This is a genomic window from Kitasatospora sp. NPDC001095, from assembly GCF_053598615.1.
Map to the genome: position 1 here is coordinate 17,234 of NZ_JBSFKQ010000035.1, position 16,299 is coordinate 33,532.

The window sequence follows — 16,299 nt, forward strand, 5'->3', positions numbered from 1 at the left end:
CGGACCGAACCCGGCCCGCCCGCCGTGACGGCACCTGCGGGACCGGGGGCGGCGCGTACGCCGTCCCCGGATCCCGCGTCTCGTCCATCCCTCGTTCACACCATCGAGGAGCTGCACCGTGTCCAGCGCCCTTGCCTCCTACCGGCCCGCCGAGCACGAGAACCCCGCCCAGTGGCTGCGCCGGGTGTTCCGTACGTTCCGCCGGACGCGGCCGTACTACGGCGGTCTGCTGGCCATGATCGCCGGCGTCCCGATCATGTACTTCCCTTACGCCCACCTCTCGTTGGGCGGCATGACGGTGGCCATGGCCACCACGGGGGGCGCCGGGGCGCTGATCATCGGCGTGCTGCTGATCGTGCTCGGGCTGACGGCCTGGTTCCAGCCGGCCGTGCGGGTCTTCGCCGGCATCGCCACCACCCTGCTGACGCTGGTCTCGATCCCGGTCTCCAACCTGGCGGGCTTCGGGCTGGCCCTGCTGCCGGGCCTGATCGGCGGCGGGCTGATGGTCTCCTGGGCGCCGCTGCCCGAGACGGCGCAGGCGGAGGCCGCCAGGGGCCGGCGCCGACGCCGCGGCAAGGGCGGCGCCGAGGACGCGGCGGCCGACAACACCGTGGCACAGAGCGTCGCTGCCGAGAGCGCCACCGAGGACGCCGCCGGGCCCGCCGTCGAGGCGCCCACCGCCGAGCTGCCCGCCCAGGCCGCGCCGCGGCAGGCCGGCACCGTGGACCAGGAGGAGGCACGGTGACCGGGCCGGCCGAGCAAGCCGACGGTACGACCGTTCCCGCGCAGCGCTCCGGCCGGCACGCGGCCCCGCGCACGCCCGTACGGGCCCGGCTGAGAGGCCGGGCGCTGGCCATGGCGGCGGTGCCGACCGCACTGCTGATGGCCGCCGCCTACACGCCCAACCCGGCGGTCGCCGAGTCCGCGGCGGGCAAGCCCTGCGGCACCGCTCCGGCCGCGGTTCCGGACGTGGCGCCGGTCGAGACGCCGGTGCCCAAGAGCGAGCTGCCCGAGCCGCCGCCCGGCCCGTCCGGCGCGCCGGGTTCGGCCCCGGCCACCGCGCCGCCGGCCACCGCGCCCCCGGCCGGCCCGTCGACCGACCCGGGCTCGGTGCCGGGCCAGGTGCCGAGCGCCGCGCCGACCGGGCAGCCCACCTCGCCGGTCAAGCCGTCGGCCACCGGCACGCCCGCCCAGCAGTCCGCCGTCCGTTCCGCCGCCACCGGTGGCGCGGACGTGTCGAGCGCGGTCCTGCAGGGCAGTGGCACCGGAACCGGCAGCGGCACCGGAACGGCGGCCCAGGCCGGGCTGATCGACGACCTCGTCGGCGGCGTCAGCCGGCTGCTCAACCCGAACGGTTCGCCGAGCCAGAGCCCGATCGGCGCCCCCACCACCACCCCGGCGGCGCCCGGCAGCCCGGCCGCTCCGACCACCCCGGCCGCCCCCGCCACCCCGGCCCCGGGCACGGGCGCTCCGACCCAGGCCACCCAGCCGCGGGCCAAGGCCGCCGCCCCGCAGGCCGCGCCGTCCACGGCCCCGCCCACCGCCGACGAGCCCTCGCCCGCCGCCACGCCGAGCGGCGGGGCGAGCGGCAAGCCGGCGCCCTCCGGGAAGCCGTCCGCGGACGCCTCGGCGACGCCCTCCGAGGGCGCCTCCGGCACCCCGTCCGCCACGCCGACCGAGGACCCGGACTGCGATGTGGACACCCGGGGTCTGACCGCCGCCGCGGCCGCCCCCGGACACGTCGTCCCGGAGCAGAACTGGACGCTGAAGACCAGCCGGCTCGCCCTGCACGGCGCGGCCTTCCACGGCGTCTACGACGTGCGGACCCCGACCGGCACCAAGCGCGTCCTGAAGTTCGTGGTCGACAGCGTGGACATCGACAACCTCGACATGTCCACCTTGGAGGGCAACGGCGTGACCTTCCACGTCCAGGGCGCGCCGGGTTCCACCTCGACCATGCGCAACGGCCCGGTCACCATGTACGTGGAGCGGCTGTCCGGCCACCTCTCCAAGGTGCTCGGCATCCCGGTGTTCGACCTGGGCGAGATCACCCTCACCCCGGACACCCTGCCGCGCTGGCTGTACGACCTGATCGGCGCCATCCCGATCCCGCTGGAGCTGGAGCTGACCGGCGTCACCGCCAAGCAGGCCGGCCAGTTCGGCGGCACCCTGCGCATCCCCGGGATGCGCCTGTTCAACGACGACGCCCCGTACAGCGACAAGTAGTCCGGGCGGCAGTGAGTACCCGGCGCCACAAGGCCCGTGGGGCGGCCCTCCGGGAAGGAGGACCGCCCCACGGGCGTTCGGGCAGTACGGGTGCTCACTCGCTCCGGGTGCCCAGGTGGTGCACCTGCACCATGTTGGTGGTGCCGGGAACGCCGACCGGGACACCGGCGGTGACGATGACGGTCTCGCCCTCGCCGAGCCGGCCCATCTTCAGCAGCTCCCGGTCGACCTGCGCGACCATCGCGTCGGTGGTGGCCACCTGCTCCGTGACGTACGCCTCGACGCCCCAGCTCAGCGAGAGCTGGTTGCGGGTGGCGGAGTCCGGGGTGAAGGCGATCACCGGGATCGGCGAACGGTAGCGGGACAGCCGGCGGGCGGTGTCACCGGACTTGGTGAAGGCGACCAGCGCCTTGCCGTCCAGGAAGTCGCCCAGCTCGCACGCGGCGCGGGCGACGGAGCCGCCCTGGGTGCGCGGCTTGCGGCCCGGGTTGAGCGGCTGGAGGCCCTGGGAGAGCAGCTCCTCCTCGGCCTTCTCGCAGATCCGGCTCATGGTGCGGACGGTCTCGACCGGGTACTTGCCGACGCTGGACTCGGCGGACAGCATGACCGCGTCGGCGCCGTCCAGGATGGCGTTGGCGACGTCGGAGACCTCGGCGCGGGTCGGGCGCGAGGCGTGGATCATCGACTCCATCATCTGGGTGGCGACGATGACCGGCTTGGCGTTGCGGCGGGCCAGGGTGACCAGCTGCTTCTGGACCAGCGGCACCCGCTCGAGCGGGTACTCGACGGCCAGGTCGCCGCGGGCGACCATGATGGCGTCGAAGGCGAGGACGATCTCCTCCATGGCCTCGACGGCCTGCGGCTTCTCGATCTTGGCGATGACCGGCACCCGGATGCCGACCTCGTCCATGACCTCGTGGACGTCCTTGATGTCGTCCGCGTTGCGGACGAAGGACAGGGCGATCATGTCGACGCCCAGGCGCAGCGCGAAGCGCAGGTCGTCCTTGTCCTTCTCGGACAGGGCGGGCACGTTCACGGCCGCGCCGGGCAGGTTGATGCCCTTGTTGTTCGAGAGCACGCCGCCCTCGACCACCACGGTCTTCACCCGCGGGCCGTCGACGCTGACGACCTCCAGGGCGATGACGCCGTCGTTGATCAGGATCGGGTCGCCGGGCTTCACGTCGCCGGGCAGGCCCTTGTAGGTGGTGCCGCAGATGTACTGGTCACCGGGGACGTCCTCGGTGGTGATGGTGAACTCGTCGCCGTTGTCGACGGTCACCGGGCCGTTGGCGAAGGTCGCCAGACGGATCTTCGGACCCTGGAGGTCGGCCAGGACGCCGATGGCCTTGCCGGTGTCCTCCGAGACCTGGCGGACCTTGCGGTACCGCTCCTCGTGGTCCGCGTGGTTGCCGTGGCTCATGTTGAGTCGGGCGACGTTCATGCCCGCCTCGACGATGGCCTTCAGCTGTTCGTAGGAGTCCGTCGCCGGACCCAGGGTGCAGACAATTTTCGCTCGGCGCATATGGATCAGTCTATCCGTTCGTGTTATACGTGCATTCGGCATGCACCGGGAGGAATCGCCGACGAAATGTTCCGAGGAGTAGGACGGATCCGTATCAGTCCTCGGACACCCGGCGTTCCCGGTGCACCAGCGCGAAGGCCTGTCGGGCGATCTCCAGCTCCTCGTCGGTGGGCACCACGGCGACCGCCACCCGGGCGTACTCGGGGGAGATGATCCGGGCCTCGCCGGACCGCACCGAGTTCAGCTCAGGGTCGACGGCGATGCCCAGTTCCTCCAGCCCCGCGGTGGCCGCCGCGCGCACCGGCGCGGCGTTCTCCCCGACACCGGCGGTGAACGCGATCGCGTCCACCCGGCCGAGCACCGCGTAGTAGCCGCCGATGTACTTGCGCAGCCGGTGGACGTACGAGTCGAACGCCAGCTTGGCGTCCTCGTCCCCCTCGTCGGCCCGGCGCATGATCTCGCGCATGTCGTTCTCGCCGCACAGCCCGCGCAGGCCGCTGCGGCGGTTGAGCAGGTCGTCGATCTCGTCCACGGACAGCCCGCCGACCCGGTGAAGGTGGAACACCACGCCGGCGTCGATGTCGCCCGAGCGGGTGCCCATGACCAGGCCCTCCAGCGGGGTCAGGCCCATCGAGGTGTCCACGCAGTGGCCGCCGCTGACCGCCGAGGCGGAGGCGCCGTTGCCCAGGTGCAGCACGATCACGTTGACCTCGGCCGGGTCCCTGCCGAGCAGCCGGGCGGTGGCCCGCGAGACGTACTGGTGCGAGGTGCCGTGGAAGCCGTAGCGGCGCACCCGGTGCTGGTCGGCGACGGCCCTGTCGATCGCGTACCGGGCCGAGTACTCGGGCATCGAGGCGTGGAAGGCGGTGTCGAAGACGGCCACCTGGGGGAGGTCGGGGCGCAGCGCGCGGGCCACCTCGATGCCGGTGATGTTGGCCGGGTTGTGCAGCGGGGCGACCGGGATCAGCCGGCGGATCTCCTTGAGCACGTCGTCGGTGATCACGGTCGGTTCGGTGAACCGCAGGCCGCCGTGGACGACCCGGTGGCCGATCGCGGCCAGCTCGGGGGAGTCCAGCCCGAGGCCGTCGGCGGACAGCTCCTCGGCGACGGCCTTGAGCGCGGCGGAGTGGTCCGGGAAGACCTGGACGCGCTCGCGCGCCTCGCCGCCGCGCGGGGTGTGCACCAGCCGCCCGCCGGCCTCGCCGATCCGCTCGACCAGGCCGGAGGCCGGCTTGGCCCCGTCCAGCATGTCGATCAGCTGGTACTTCACCGACGAGGAGCCGGCGTTCAGCACGAGAACGCGGGTACCCTCGCTCATGCGCCCACCTCGCCGCGCCCGGCAGTCGCTTCGCGAGACACGCACCTTCTGATCGTTAGCTCGTTTCGCTCGCTCATGCCTGGGGCTCCTTGTGGTCCTGCGACTGGATCGCGGTGATCGCGACGGTGTTGACGATGTCCTGCACCAGCGCCCCGCGGGAGAGGTCGTTGACGGGCTTGCGCAGCCCCTGGAGCACCGGGCCGACCGCGACGGCGCCGGCCGAGCGCTGGACCGCCTTGTAGGTGTTGTTGCCGGTGTTGAGGTCCGGGAAGATCAGCACGGTGGCCCGCCCGGCGACCGCGGAGCCCGGCAGCTTGGTGGCCGCGACGTGGGCGTCCACCGCCGCGTCGTACTGGATCGGGCCCTCGACCAGGATGTCCGGCCGCAGTTCGCGGACCAGCTCGGTGGCCTTGCGGACCTTGTCGACGTCGGCGCCGGAGCCGGAGGTGCCGGTCGAGTACGAGAGCATCGCGACCCGCGGCTCCACCCCGAACTGGGCGGCGGTGGCGGCGGACTGGATGGCGATGTCGGCCAGTTGCCGGGCGTCCGGGTCGGGGTTGACGGCGCAGTCGCCGTACACCAGCACCTTGTCGGCCAGGCACATGAAGAAGACCGAGGAGACGATCGAGGCGCCCGGCGAGGTCTTGATCACCTCGAAGGCGGGCCGGATGGTCGCGGCGGTGGAGTGCACCGCGCCGGAGACCATGCCGTCCGCGATGCCCTCCTGGACCATCAGGGTGCCGAAGTACGAGACGTCGGTGACCACGTCCAGGGCCAGTTCGACGGTCATCCCCTTGTGGGCGCGCAGCTTCGCGTACAGCTCGGCGAACTGGCGGCGCAGCGGGCTGGTGGCCGGGTCGACGATCCGCACCTGCGCGCGGTCGGCGGTCGGCGGCTCGGTCGGGAGGTCGATGCTCAGGCTCGCGGCCTTGCGGCGGACGGCGTCCACCTCGCCGAGGAGGGTGAGGTCGCAGATGTTGCGGCGCAGCAGGATCTCGGCGGCGCGCAGCACCCGCTCCTCGGTGCCCTCCGGCAGCACGACGTGCCGGCGGGCGCCCCGGGCGCGCTCCAGCAGCTCGTGCTCGAACATCATCGGGGTGACCCGCTCGGACCGGCCGACCTCGATCAGGTTGGTCAACTCGGCGGTGTCGACGTGCAGTTCGAACAGGCCGAGGGCGATCTCGGCCTTCCGGGGGCTGGCCGAGGTGAGCTTGCCCTCCAGGTGGGTCAGGTGGGCGGCGGTGGGCCAGCTGCGCTCGGGGACGACCGCGACCGGGGTGCCGGGGGCGAGCCGGGCGGCCAGCGCCATCACGTTGGGGCCGGGGTGCTGGCCGAGCGTCAGCAGCACGCCGGCGATCGGCGGGGCGCCGGCGGCGTGCGCGGCCAGCGAGCCGATCACCAGGTCGGCGCGGTCCCCGGGGGTGACGACGAGGGCGCCCTCGGTCAGCGCGTCCAGGAAGGTGGGCAGCATGGCGCCGCCGAAGACGTAGCCGCGCACGTCCCGGGCGAGGCCGGCGGCGTCCCCGATCAGCACCTCGGCGCCGGTCGCCTCGACCAGCTGCGCGACGGTGGGCGCGGCGAGGGCCGGTTCCTCCGGGATGACGTAGGCGGGGATCGGCAGCTTGTCGGTGAGGGTGCGCTGGATGCGCTGCTTGGCGCCGGGGGCGACCCGGTTGGCGACCATCGCCAGGGTCTGGCAGCCGAGGTCGGTGTACGCCCGGTGGGCGTTGCGCACCTCGGCGATCACCGTCTCGGCGTCCGCGCCGTGCCCGCCGACCACGGGCAGCACGGCGGCGCCGAACTCGTTGGCCAGGCGGGCGTTGAAGGCCAGTTCGTCCGGGATGCCGGTGTCGGCGAAGTCGGTGCCGAGCACCAGCACCGCCTGGCAGCGCCGCTCCAGCGCGTGGAAGCGGTCGACCAGGACGGAGACCAGCTCGTCCTGCCCCAGGGCGGCCCGGAGTGCGGCGGCCTCCTCGTAGGTGAGGCCGTACAGCTCGGTGCTCGGCAGGTCGAGCCGGTAGCGGCCGCGCAGCAGCTCGACCACGTGGTCCGTGCCCGGTTTCCCGGGCGCGGCGGCGTGCACCAGCGGACGGAACACCCCGACCCGGTCCACCTGGCGGGTGAGCAGTTCCATGACCCCGAGTTCGACCGCCTGCCGGCCGTCCCCTCGGTCGATGCCGGTCACGTACACGCTGCGCGCCACGTGGGTGTCTCCGTCCCGTCGTCTCGGAAAGTGGTCATATCGACCATACCTTCGCACCCCGAACGGCCGTCCGCGAGCAGAACGGCGGGGTTCGGGCAAGGGACGGAGGTCCCGCCCGGGGGCCCGCCGGGAAGGGCGGACACCCGGGGTGTTCGGCGGGGTGCGCGCTCAGCGGACGGGGCGGAACCAGACGGTGGCGAGCGGCGGGAGGACCAGTTCGGCGGACCGGGGCTGGCCGTCCCACTCCACCGGCTCGGCCTTGACCGGATGGGAGTTGCCGACGCCGCTGCCGCCGTACTCCTCGGCGTCGGTGTTCAGCACCTCCTCCCACAGCTGCTCGCGGCCCGCCAGTCGGGGCAGGCCGACCCGGTGGCCGTGCCGGACGACCGGCGAGAAGTTGCAGACCGCGACCAGCGGCGAGCCGTCGGTCGCGTACCGGACGAAGGAGAGCAGGTTGTCCTCGGCGGCGCCGCCGTCGAGCCAGCGGAAGCCGTCCGGGACGCTGTCCAGCTCCCACAGCGCCGGGGTGTCGAGGTAGCACCGGTTGAGGTCGCGGACCAGCCGGCGCACCCCGAGGTGGTCCCCGTGGGCCGGCCACTGCTCGTCGAGCACCCACCACTGCGGGCCCTGCTCGTGGTCCCACTCCGCGCCCTGGGCGAACTCCTGTCCCATGAACAGCAGTTGCTTGCCCGGGTGGGACCACATGAAGCCGAGGTAGGCGCGGTGGTTGGCGCGCTGCTGCCACCAGTCGCCCGGCATCTTGGAGACCAGTGCCTGCTTGCCGTGCACCACCTCGTCGTGCGAGATCGGCAGCACGTAGTTCTCGGAGTAGGCGTACACCATCGAGAAGGTGATCTCGTTGTGGTGGTACTTGCGGTGCACCGGCTCCTTGGACATGTAGACCAGCGAGTCGTGCATCCAGCCCATGTTCCACTTCAGCCCGAAGCCGAGGCCGCCGGCGTCGGTGGGGCGGGTGACCCCGTCCCAGGCGGTGGACTCCTCGGCGATGGTGATCACGCCCGGGCAGCGCCGGTAGACGGTGGCGTTCATCTCCTGGAGGAAGGCGGCCGCGTCCAGGTTCTCCCGGCCGCCGTACCGGTTGGGCGTCCAGTCGCCGCCCTCGCGGGAGTAGTCGAGGTAGAGCATCGAGGCGACGGCGTCCACCCGCAGGCCGTCGATGTGGAACTCCTCGCACCAGTACACCGCGTTGGCGACGAGGAAGTTGCGCACCTCCTTGCGGCCGTAGTCGAACTCCAGCGTCCCCCAGTCCGGGTGCTCGGCGCGCAGCGGGTCGGCCGGCTCGTACAGCGGCTCGCCGTCGAAGCGGGCGAGCGCGAAGTCGTCCTTGGGGAAGTGCGCGGGCACCCAGTCGACGATCACGCCGATGCCGTGCCGGTGCAGGGTGTCCACCAGGTACCGGAAGTCGTCAGGACTGCCGAGCCGGGCGGTGGGGGCGTAGTAGCCGGACACCTGGTAGCCCCAGGAGCCGCCGAAGGGGTGCTCCATCACCGGCATGAACTCCACGTGGGTGAAGTTCAACTCCTTGAGGTAGCCCGGCAGTTCCTCGGCGATGGCGCGGTAGTCGGTGAGCTCGGGCCGCCAGGACGGCAGGTGCAGCTCGTACACCGACATCGGCGCCCGGTGGTGCGCGGCGCGGGCCCGGCGGGCCATCCACTCGCCGTCCCGCCACACGTGGCCGGAGGAGGTGACCACCGAGGCGGTGCCGGGCGGGCACTGGGCGGACCGGGCCAGCGGGTCGGCCTTGTCCAGCACCCAGCCCTGCCGGGTGTGCACCTCGTACTTGTAGGTGGTGCCCTCGGCCAGGCCGGGGACGAACAGCTCCCAGATCCCGGACGAGCCGAGCGAGCGCATCGGGTGCCCGGTGCCGTCCCAGTGGTTGAAGTCGCCGATCAGCCGCACCCCGACGGCGTTCGGCGCCCAGACCGCGAAGGCGGTGCCCGGCACCCCGTCGACGGTGCGCACGTGCGAGCCGAGCGCCCGCCACAGCTGCTCGTGCCGGCCCTCGGAGATCAGGTGCAGGTCGAGTTCGCCGAGGGTGGGCGGGGTGCGGTAGCCGTCGTACTGGCGCAGCGGCTCGCCGCCGGGGTACGTCACCAGCAGGGTGTACTCGGGGAGGTCGCCGCCGGCCACCAGTCCGGTGAACAACCCGCCCTGCTGGTGGGTGAGTTCGGCCGGCCCCTGGGAGGTCTCGACGACCACCCGCTCGGCGAACGGGCGCAGCACCCGGATCGCTGTGCCGCCGTGCACCGGGTGCGCGCCGAGCAGGGCGTGCGGGTCGTGGTGCTGCCCGCCCACCAGCCGGTCGACCTCGGCCGGCGGCAGCGGCGCCTCGGGCAGCCGCAGCGCCCCGCTGGGGGCCGGACGCCCGGGTTCCAGGGGGTCCGCGGCTGCGGATGGGAGGGCTGCCGGGGGCTCCGCGCCGGTGCCGGCACTCCCCTCCTCCTCCTCCTCGGCCGCCCGGTGCGCCCCGCGCCCGCGGCCGGCGCGCCCTTCGGCTGCCCGCCCTTCGGCTGGGAGCGGTCCGGCCAGGAAGGTGGCCGGTACGGGGCGGGTGGGGCGGCCGGTCGGGTCGATCGGCGTCACGGCGGGGTCCTCCTGCGACGGGGGTGGGCGAACTCCTGCGGGCGGAACAGGAAACGGTGGTCAGGAAGCGGTGGTCAGGAAGCGGGACTCGGAAAGCAGTGGTGAAGCGGTGATCGGAAGCGGCGGTCGGGAAGCGGGACTCAGACGGACAGGACTCAGACGGACAGGGCCAGCCGGCTGATCGCGGCCAGCGGGATCGGCAGCCAGCTCGGCCGGTGCCGGGCCTCGTACACCACCTCGTACACCGCCTTGTCGATCTCCAGCGCCCGCATCAGCTCCGGCGAGGCGGCCGGGTCGGCGCCCCCGCCGGCGGTGTAGCCGGCGCAGTAGGCGGTGCGGTTGCGCTGGGCCCAGGCGGCGGCGAGGTGGGCCAGTTCCGGGTCGACCGGGCCGCCGGCCAGCAGGTGGGCGGCCGCGTAGTCGAAGGAGCGCAGCATCGCGGCGACGTCGCGCAGGGCCGGCTGGGGCTCGCGGCGCTCGTTGACCGACTTGGCCGGCTCGCCCTCGAAGTCCAGCAGCACCCAGCCGTGCGGGGTGCGCATCGCCTGGCCGAGGTGCAGGTCGCCGTGGATGCGCTGGACCGGCAGGCCGTCCGGGTGGGCGTCGGCGAGCTGTTGGAAGGCGGTGCGCAGCGCGGCCCGGAAGCGCAGCAGCCCGGGGACGGCGGCGACGGCGCTGTCCAGTCGGTCGGCCATCGCGCCGGCCAGCCGCCCGGTCTGGGTGCGGTCGAGCCGGGCGACCGGCATCGAGCGGGCCAGCACCCGGTGCACCTCGGCGGTGGCCCGGCCGAGCCGGTGGGCCTCGATGGCGAAGTTGCCGGGGGAGCGGTCGCCCTTGAGCCGGCCGACCTGGTCGAGGGCCAGCTCCCAGCCGTCCTCGGCGTCCGGCAGGTAGCGCTGCAGCAGTCCGAGGGTGGCGGGCTCGGCGCGCTCCATCCGGCTCTCGAACCAGGCGGCGACCCGGGGGATGCGGGTGGAGCCGGCCCGGGAGAGCGCGAGCGAGAGTTCGAGGTCGGGGTTGGTGCCGGGGTGGATGCGGCGGAACAGCTTCAGGATGTACGAGGTGCCGTAGATGACCGAGCTGTTGGACTGCTCGGCGGTGGAGGCGCGGCCGGGTAGGTTGGTGGGCAGTCCGGAGCCGGGGGTGCGGCGGAAGGACAGCGCGCCGAAGCGGTCGCCGGTGGCCAGGTGCTCCAGCAGCCGCCCGGTGAGCTCGGGGTCGTGCACCGCGTCGTAGAGGGTCGCGCCGTCGTACGGGCCCTGGGTGAGCCGGCCGAGCACGGCGCCGGGCCCGATGTCCCCGAGCCCGCCGGAGCGGATGCCGAGCAGCAGCTGGTAGATGTCGCCGTGCGGGGCGCCGGCCGTGGTGGCGTGCTCGACCCGCAGCAGCAGGTGCAGCAGGGCCGGGTCGCCGACCTGCAGCGGGGTGCCGACCACCGGGGTGAGGCCGGTGATCGGCCGCCCCTTGCCGGCGTACCAGCGCTGGGTGGGCAGCCACGCGGCGATCAGTGGCAGGGCCGCCTGGACGAGTTCGCTGACGCCCAGGGTGGTTCTCCGGGCCCCGGTGCCCCGGGGGCCCGCCGCGGTGGCGGGGGCGTCGCCCGGGAGGTGGGCTTGAGAACGGGAGGTTTCGGACATGGCTCCCTTTCCCCGGAAGCACGCGGACTGCCCGACGGGTCGTGGCCGGGTCCGTCAGTCTTCCGGATTGCGGCGGCGCGGCGGTCGCGGCACGCGAGCACGGCTCGGGTGTCACGCCTTCGTGTGGGTGGCCGTTGGGCTGTTCTCCGTACGCGGTGGTGCAGAGAACACCGGGGGCGCGGGGGTCAACTCGCGCCCCCGGAGGGTCTGGTGGTGCTGTCCATGCTGGTGTGCGGCGTGCGACGGATCGTTACTTCGACCGCCTGGTCCCGCTCAGGCGCGGGGGCTGCCTGAGCTGGAACCAGTAGAAGCCGTGCCCGGCCAGGGTGAGCAGGTAGGGCCACTCGCCGATCGACGGGAAGCGCACCCCGCCGATCAGCTCGACCGGGTACCGCCCGCCGTACTGCCGCAGGTCCAGCTCGGTCGGCTGCGCGAACCGCGAGAAGTTGTTCACGCACATGACCAGGTCCCCCTCGTACTCGCGCACGAACGCCAGCACGGCGGGGTTGCTGGAGGGCAGTTCGGCGTAGCTTCCGAGGCCGAACGCCGGGTTGAGCTTGCGGATCTCGATCATGCGACGCGTCCAGTGCAGCAGTGAGCTCGAACTGCTCTGCTGCGCCTCGACGTTGGTCACCTGGAAGCCGTACACCGGGTCCATGATGGGCGGCAGACTGAGCCTGCCCGGGTCGGCGGAGGAGAAACCCGCGTTGCGGTCCGGGGTCCACTGCATCGGGGTGCGCACGCCGTCCCGGTCGCCGAGCCAGATGTTGTCGCCCATGCCGATCTCGTCCCCGTAGTAGAGCACCGGGGAGCCGGGCAGGGAGAGCAGCAGGGCGGTGAACAGCTCGATCTGGTTGCGGTCGTTCTCCAGCAGCGGGGCGAGCCGGCGGCGGATGCCCACGTTGGCGCGCATCCGCGGGTCCTTGGCGTACTCCGCGTACATGTAGTCGCGCTCCTCGTCGGTGACCATCTCCAGGGTCAGCTCGTCGTGGTTGCGCAGGAAGATGCCCCACTGGCAGCCGCCGGGGATCTGCGGGGTCTTGGCGAGGATCTCCGAGACCGGGTAGCGGGACTCGCGGCGCACCGCCATGAAGATCCGCGGCATCACCGGGAAGTGGAACGCCATGTGGCACTCGTCGCCGCCCGAGCCGAAGTCGCCGAAGTAGTCGACGACGTCCTCCGGCCACTGGTTGGCCTCGGCCAGCAGCACGGTGTCCGGGTAGTTGGCGTCGATCTCCTTGCGGACCCGCTTGAGGAACTCGTGGGTCTCCGGCAGGTTCTCGCAGTTGGTGCCCTCGCGGGCGAACAGGTACGGCACCGCGTCCAGCCGGAAGCCGTCGATGCCGAGGTCGAGCCAGAACCGCAGCCCGGCGATCATCTCGTCCTGGACCCGGGGGTTGTCGTAGTTGAGGTCCGGCTGGTGCGAGAAGAACCGGTGCCAGTAGTACTGCTTGCGGACCGGGTCGTAGGTCCAGTTGGACGTCTCGGTGTCGACGAAGATGATCCGGGCGTCCGGGTACTGCTTGTCGTCGTCGGCCCACATGTAGAAGTCGCCGTACGGCCCGTCCGGGTCGGAGCGGGAGGCCTGGAACCACGGGTGCTGGTCGCTGGTGTGGTTCATGACGAAGTCGATGATGATGCGCATGCCGCGGGCGTGGGCGGCGTCGACGAACTCCATGAAGTCGGCGAGGTCGCCGAACTCCGGCAGCACCGAGGTGTAGTCGGAGACGTCGTAGCCGCCGTCGCGCAGCGGCGAGGCGAAGAACGGGGGGAGCCAGAGGCAGTCGATCCCGAGCCACTGGAGGTAGTCGAGCTTGGCCGTGAGCCCCTTGAGGTCCCCGACCCCGTCGCCGTTGCTGTCCTGGAAGGACCGCACCAGCACCTCGTAGAAGACCGCACGCTTGAACCACTCGGGGTCGAGCTTCTTCTTCGAGGTCTCGGGGAAGGTGTCGGGGACGGGCTCGTTCACTGTCACGCTGGGTTCCTCCGAACCGTGAGGAGGTGAGCCGGCTCGGCTGAGGGGTCGAGCCGGACGTAGTTGTGCCGGCCCCAGGTGTAGACGGCGCCGGTGAGCTCGTCGTGCACCGCGTACGGGCCGTCGCCGTCCAACGTGACGGTGGCCTCCTGGACGTGGTGCGGGTCGAGGTTCACCACGGTGATGACCTGGTCGGTGAACCCCTCGGGGGTGGTCGCGGTCTTGGAGTAGGCGAGCACCTGGTCGTTGTCGGTGGGGTGGAAGCGCAGGTCGCGCAGCTGCTGGAGGGCGGGGTGGCGGCGGCGCAGCCGGTTCAGCACCGTCAGCAGCGGGGCCAGGGTGTCGGTGCGGCTCCAGTCGCGCGGGCGCAGTTCGTACTTCTCCGAGTGCAGGTACTCCTCGGAGCCCGGGTGGGCCGGCTCGTTCTCGTACAGCTCGTAGCCGGCGTAGACGCCGTAGCTGGGGGAGAGGGTGGCGGCGAGCACCGCGCGGACCGCGAAGGCGGCCCGGCCGCCGTGCTGGAGGTACGCGTGGAGGATGTCCGGGGTGTTGACGAAGAAGTTGGGCCGCATGTGGGCGGCGGCGTCACCGGTGAGCTCGGTGAGGTACGCGGTGAGTTCCGGTTTGGTGGTGCGCCAGGTGAAGTACGTGTACGACTGGTGGAATCCGATCTTCGCCAGGGTGTGCATCATCGCCGGGCGGGTGAAGGCCTCGGCCAGGAACACGACGTCCGGGTCGGTCCGGGCGACGTCGGCGAGCACCCTCTCCCAGAACACCACGGGTTTGGTGTGGGGGTTGTCGACCCGGAAGATCCGCACGCCGTGGGACATCCAGAACCGGAGGATCCGGATTGTTTCCTTGACGATTCCGTCCATGTCCTGGTCGAAGTTGATCGGATAGATGTCCTGGTACTTCTTCGGCGGATTCTCGGCGTACGCGATGGTGCCGTCCGTGCGGTGGCTGAACCATTCCGGATGCTTGTTCACCCAGGGGTGGTCGGGGGAGCACTGGAGGGCGAAGTCCAGCGCCACTTCCAGGTGCAGCGCCTGCGCCTCGGCGACGAAGTGGTCGAAGTCCTCGATGGTGCCGAGGTCCGGGTGGACGGCGTCGTGGCCGCCCTCGGGGGAGCCGATCGCCCAGGGCGAGCCGACGTCGTGCGGACCGGCCGTCAGGGTGTTGTCCGGGCCCTTGCGGAAGGCTCGGCCGATCGGGTGGACCGGCGGCAGGTAGACCACGTCGAAGCCCATCGCGGCGATGGCCGGCAGCCGCTCGGCGGCGCTGCGCAGGGTGCCGGAACACGGCGGCTCGACCCCGGTCGGGTCGACCACGGCGCCCTCCGAACGGGGGAAGAACTCGTACCAGGAGCCGAACAGCGCGCGCTCGCGGTCGACCTGGAGCGGCAGCGGGCGGGAGGCGCTGAGCAGCTCGCGCAGCGGGTGGCGGGTCAGCGCGTCGAGCACCTCGGGCGCGAGCGCGGCGGCCAGCCGGGACAGCGGCGGCAGGGACGGGTCGCGCAGCGCGTCGGCGGCCGCGAGCACGTCGGCGCGGCCCTCCTTCTTGGGCACCCCGGCCGCGGCCTGCTCCAGCAGCCGGGCGCCCTCCTCCAGCACCAGCGCGGTGTCGATCCCGGCGGGCAGCTTCACCGAGGCGGTCCTGCGCCAGGTGGCGACCGGGTCGCTCCACGCCTCCACCAGGTACGACCAGCGGCCGGGCGCCGTCGGGGTGACGTACGCGCCCCAGCGGTCGGTGCCCTCGGCGAGTTCCCGCATCGGCGTCCACGGGCCGCTGCGGCCGCGCGGGTCGCGCAGCACCACGTTGGCGTTGACGGCGTCGTGGCCCTCGCGGAAGACGGTCGCGGTGACCAGGAAGGTCTCGCCGACGACGGCCTTGGCCGGTCGGCGGCCGGAGTCGACGAGGGGACTGACGTCCAGGACGGGGATGCGGCCGATCACGGTGTCGCTCTCTGTCGTCTTGCGGGCGGCGGGCTTGCGAGCGGGGGACTTGCGAGCGGGCGCCCTGGTGGCCGGGGGCTGCACGGCGGCGGACTCGACGCCGGGCTTCGCGGTGCCGGCCTTCGGGGCGGTGGCGGTGGTGCGGCGCGTGGTGGTGGTGCGCCTGCGGGGTGCCGCCGTCCGGTCCTCCTCGACCCCGGGGTGTCGAGTCGCTGGGGAGGCTTCGGATTCGGAGGATCCGCCAGGGACCGCTCCGGACGTCCTCGGCGCCGGCATCGCCGTATCTGTCCGAGTGTCAGAATCCATCCGTCCGGCGGATTCCGCGACCGCTGCGTCGAGGCCTTCGGCCACCGGTGTGGACTGGTCCCGCGTGTCGCCGTGCATGCCAAGCTCCTGCCCGAGATCGGCGGCAGCTCCCCGCGGGCCGGGGTCGGGCCGGGGGAGTACCGGAGGACTGCTGGGTGGGGAGGACGTGCGACCGGAAGCCTGCCCGCGCCGCTGTTCCCGGCAACCTGCCCGACGCCCGCCGAGCCGGCGGCGGGGCGCCCCGGAGCCCGTGCGCGTCCCGGCGCACGCCTGCGCGGGGCGTGTCCCCGGCCGACCCGGTCCACCCGTGAACGAGCGGGCCGGGCGTGAGGACACGCGTCCGTGCGCGGTGAGCGCCGAATGGGCTAAGAAGGGCGGGAACGGTCAACGCGAAAAGGATTCGGACGTGCTGCTTCGCGGGGGACGCCACCCGTCGTCGTACTCCCCACAGCATCAACGGCCTTCGGTCATCCTCGCACCGGTGACAAGGTTTTTGCAGCGGTACGACAGTAGTTTCGGGCCTTCTCCCGGCCGGATGAGTGGTCGGAAATGGAAC

At 72.6% G+C, this 16,299-nt stretch carries 9 protein-coding genes; 2 read left to right on the forward strand and 7 right to left on the reverse strand.

What is annotated here, in order from left to right; all coding sequences use genetic code 11:
- The first annotated feature begins 118 nt into the window (after nucleotides 1-118).
- Both ACWDBB_RS24985 and ACWDBB_RS24990 read left to right on the forward strand, forming a co-directional pair.
- Nucleotides 119-745, forward strand: a complete 627-nt coding sequence (locus tag ACWDBB_RS24985; RefSeq protein ID WP_449791720.1) for a DUF6114 domain-containing protein — start codon at nucleotides 119-121, stop codon at nucleotides 743-745.
- Nucleotides 742-2,226 (forward strand): hypothetical protein, encoded by a 1,485-nt coding sequence (locus tag ACWDBB_RS24990; protein WP_449791721.1) that lies wholly within the window; start codon nucleotides 742-744, stop codon nucleotides 2,224-2,226. The genes ACWDBB_RS24985 and ACWDBB_RS24990 overlap by 4 nt, the downstream gene beginning before the upstream one ends.
- Nucleotides 2,227-2,320: 94 nt before the next feature.
- Here ACWDBB_RS24990 and pyk read toward each other — a convergent pair whose 3' ends face one another.
- The 7 genes from pyk to ACWDBB_RS25025 form a co-directional block, all read right to left on the reverse strand.
- Nucleotides 2,321-3,748 (reverse strand): pyruvate kinase, encoded by a 1,428-nt coding sequence (pyk, locus tag ACWDBB_RS24995; RefSeq protein ID WP_449791722.1) that lies wholly within the window; start codon nucleotides 3,746-3,748, stop codon nucleotides 2,321-2,323.
- Between the two features lie 94 nt (nucleotides 3,749-3,842).
- Nucleotides 3,843-5,066 (reverse strand): acetate kinase, encoded by a 1,224-nt coding sequence (locus ACWDBB_RS25000; RefSeq protein ID WP_449791723.1) that lies wholly within the window; start codon nucleotides 5,064-5,066, stop codon nucleotides 3,843-3,845.
- A 73-nt stretch (nucleotides 5,067-5,139) separates the two neighbouring features.
- Nucleotides 5,140-7,269 carry a phosphate acetyltransferase gene (pta, locus tag ACWDBB_RS25005; RefSeq protein WP_449791724.1) on the reverse strand — a complete coding sequence of 710 codons (2,130 nt, stop codon included), beginning with the start codon at nucleotides 7,267-7,269 and terminating at the stop codon, nucleotides 5,140-5,142.
- A gap of 168 nt (nucleotides 7,270-7,437) precedes the next feature.
- Nucleotides 7,438-9,873 (reverse strand): 1,4-alpha-glucan branching enzyme, encoded by a 2,436-nt coding sequence (gene glgB / locus ACWDBB_RS25010; protein ID WP_449791725.1) that lies wholly within the window; start codon nucleotides 9,871-9,873, stop codon nucleotides 7,438-7,440.
- Nucleotides 9,874-10,028: 155 nt separating this feature from the next.
- Entirely contained in the window at nucleotides 10,029-11,510 is a 1,482-nt protein-coding gene (locus ACWDBB_RS25015; protein WP_449791726.1) for a maltokinase N-terminal cap-like domain-containing protein, read from the reverse strand.
- Between the two features lie 250 nt (nucleotides 11,511-11,760).
- On the reverse strand, nucleotides 11,761-13,485 hold the full coding sequence (gene treS, locus ACWDBB_RS25020) for a maltose alpha-D-glucosyltransferase (protein ID WP_449791727.1): 1,725 nt from the start codon (nucleotides 13,483-13,485) through the stop codon (nucleotides 11,761-11,763).
- Nucleotides 13,482-15,437: an alpha-1,4-glucan--maltose-1-phosphate maltosyltransferase gene (locus tag ACWDBB_RS25025; protein WP_449791764.1), complete on the reverse strand. Its 1,956-nt coding sequence runs from the start codon at nucleotides 15,435-15,437 to the stop codon at nucleotides 13,482-13,484. The genes treS and ACWDBB_RS25025 overlap by 4 nt, the downstream gene beginning before the upstream one ends.
- Between the last annotated feature and the right edge of the window lie 862 nt (nucleotides 15,438-16,299).

Coding starts and splice junctions, on each gene's coding strand:
- pyk (WP_449791722.1), bottom strand. CDS start 3,748: ATGCGCCGAGCGAAAATTGTCTGCACCCTGGGTCCGGCGACGGACTCC.
- ACWDBB_RS25000 (WP_449791723.1), bottom strand. CDS start 5,066: ATGAGCGAGGGTACCCGCGTTCTCGTGCTGAACGCCGGCTCCTCGTCG.
- ACWDBB_RS25015 (WP_449791726.1), bottom strand. CDS start 11,510: ATGTCCGAAACCTCCCGTTCTCAAGCCCACCTCCCGGGCGACGCCCCC.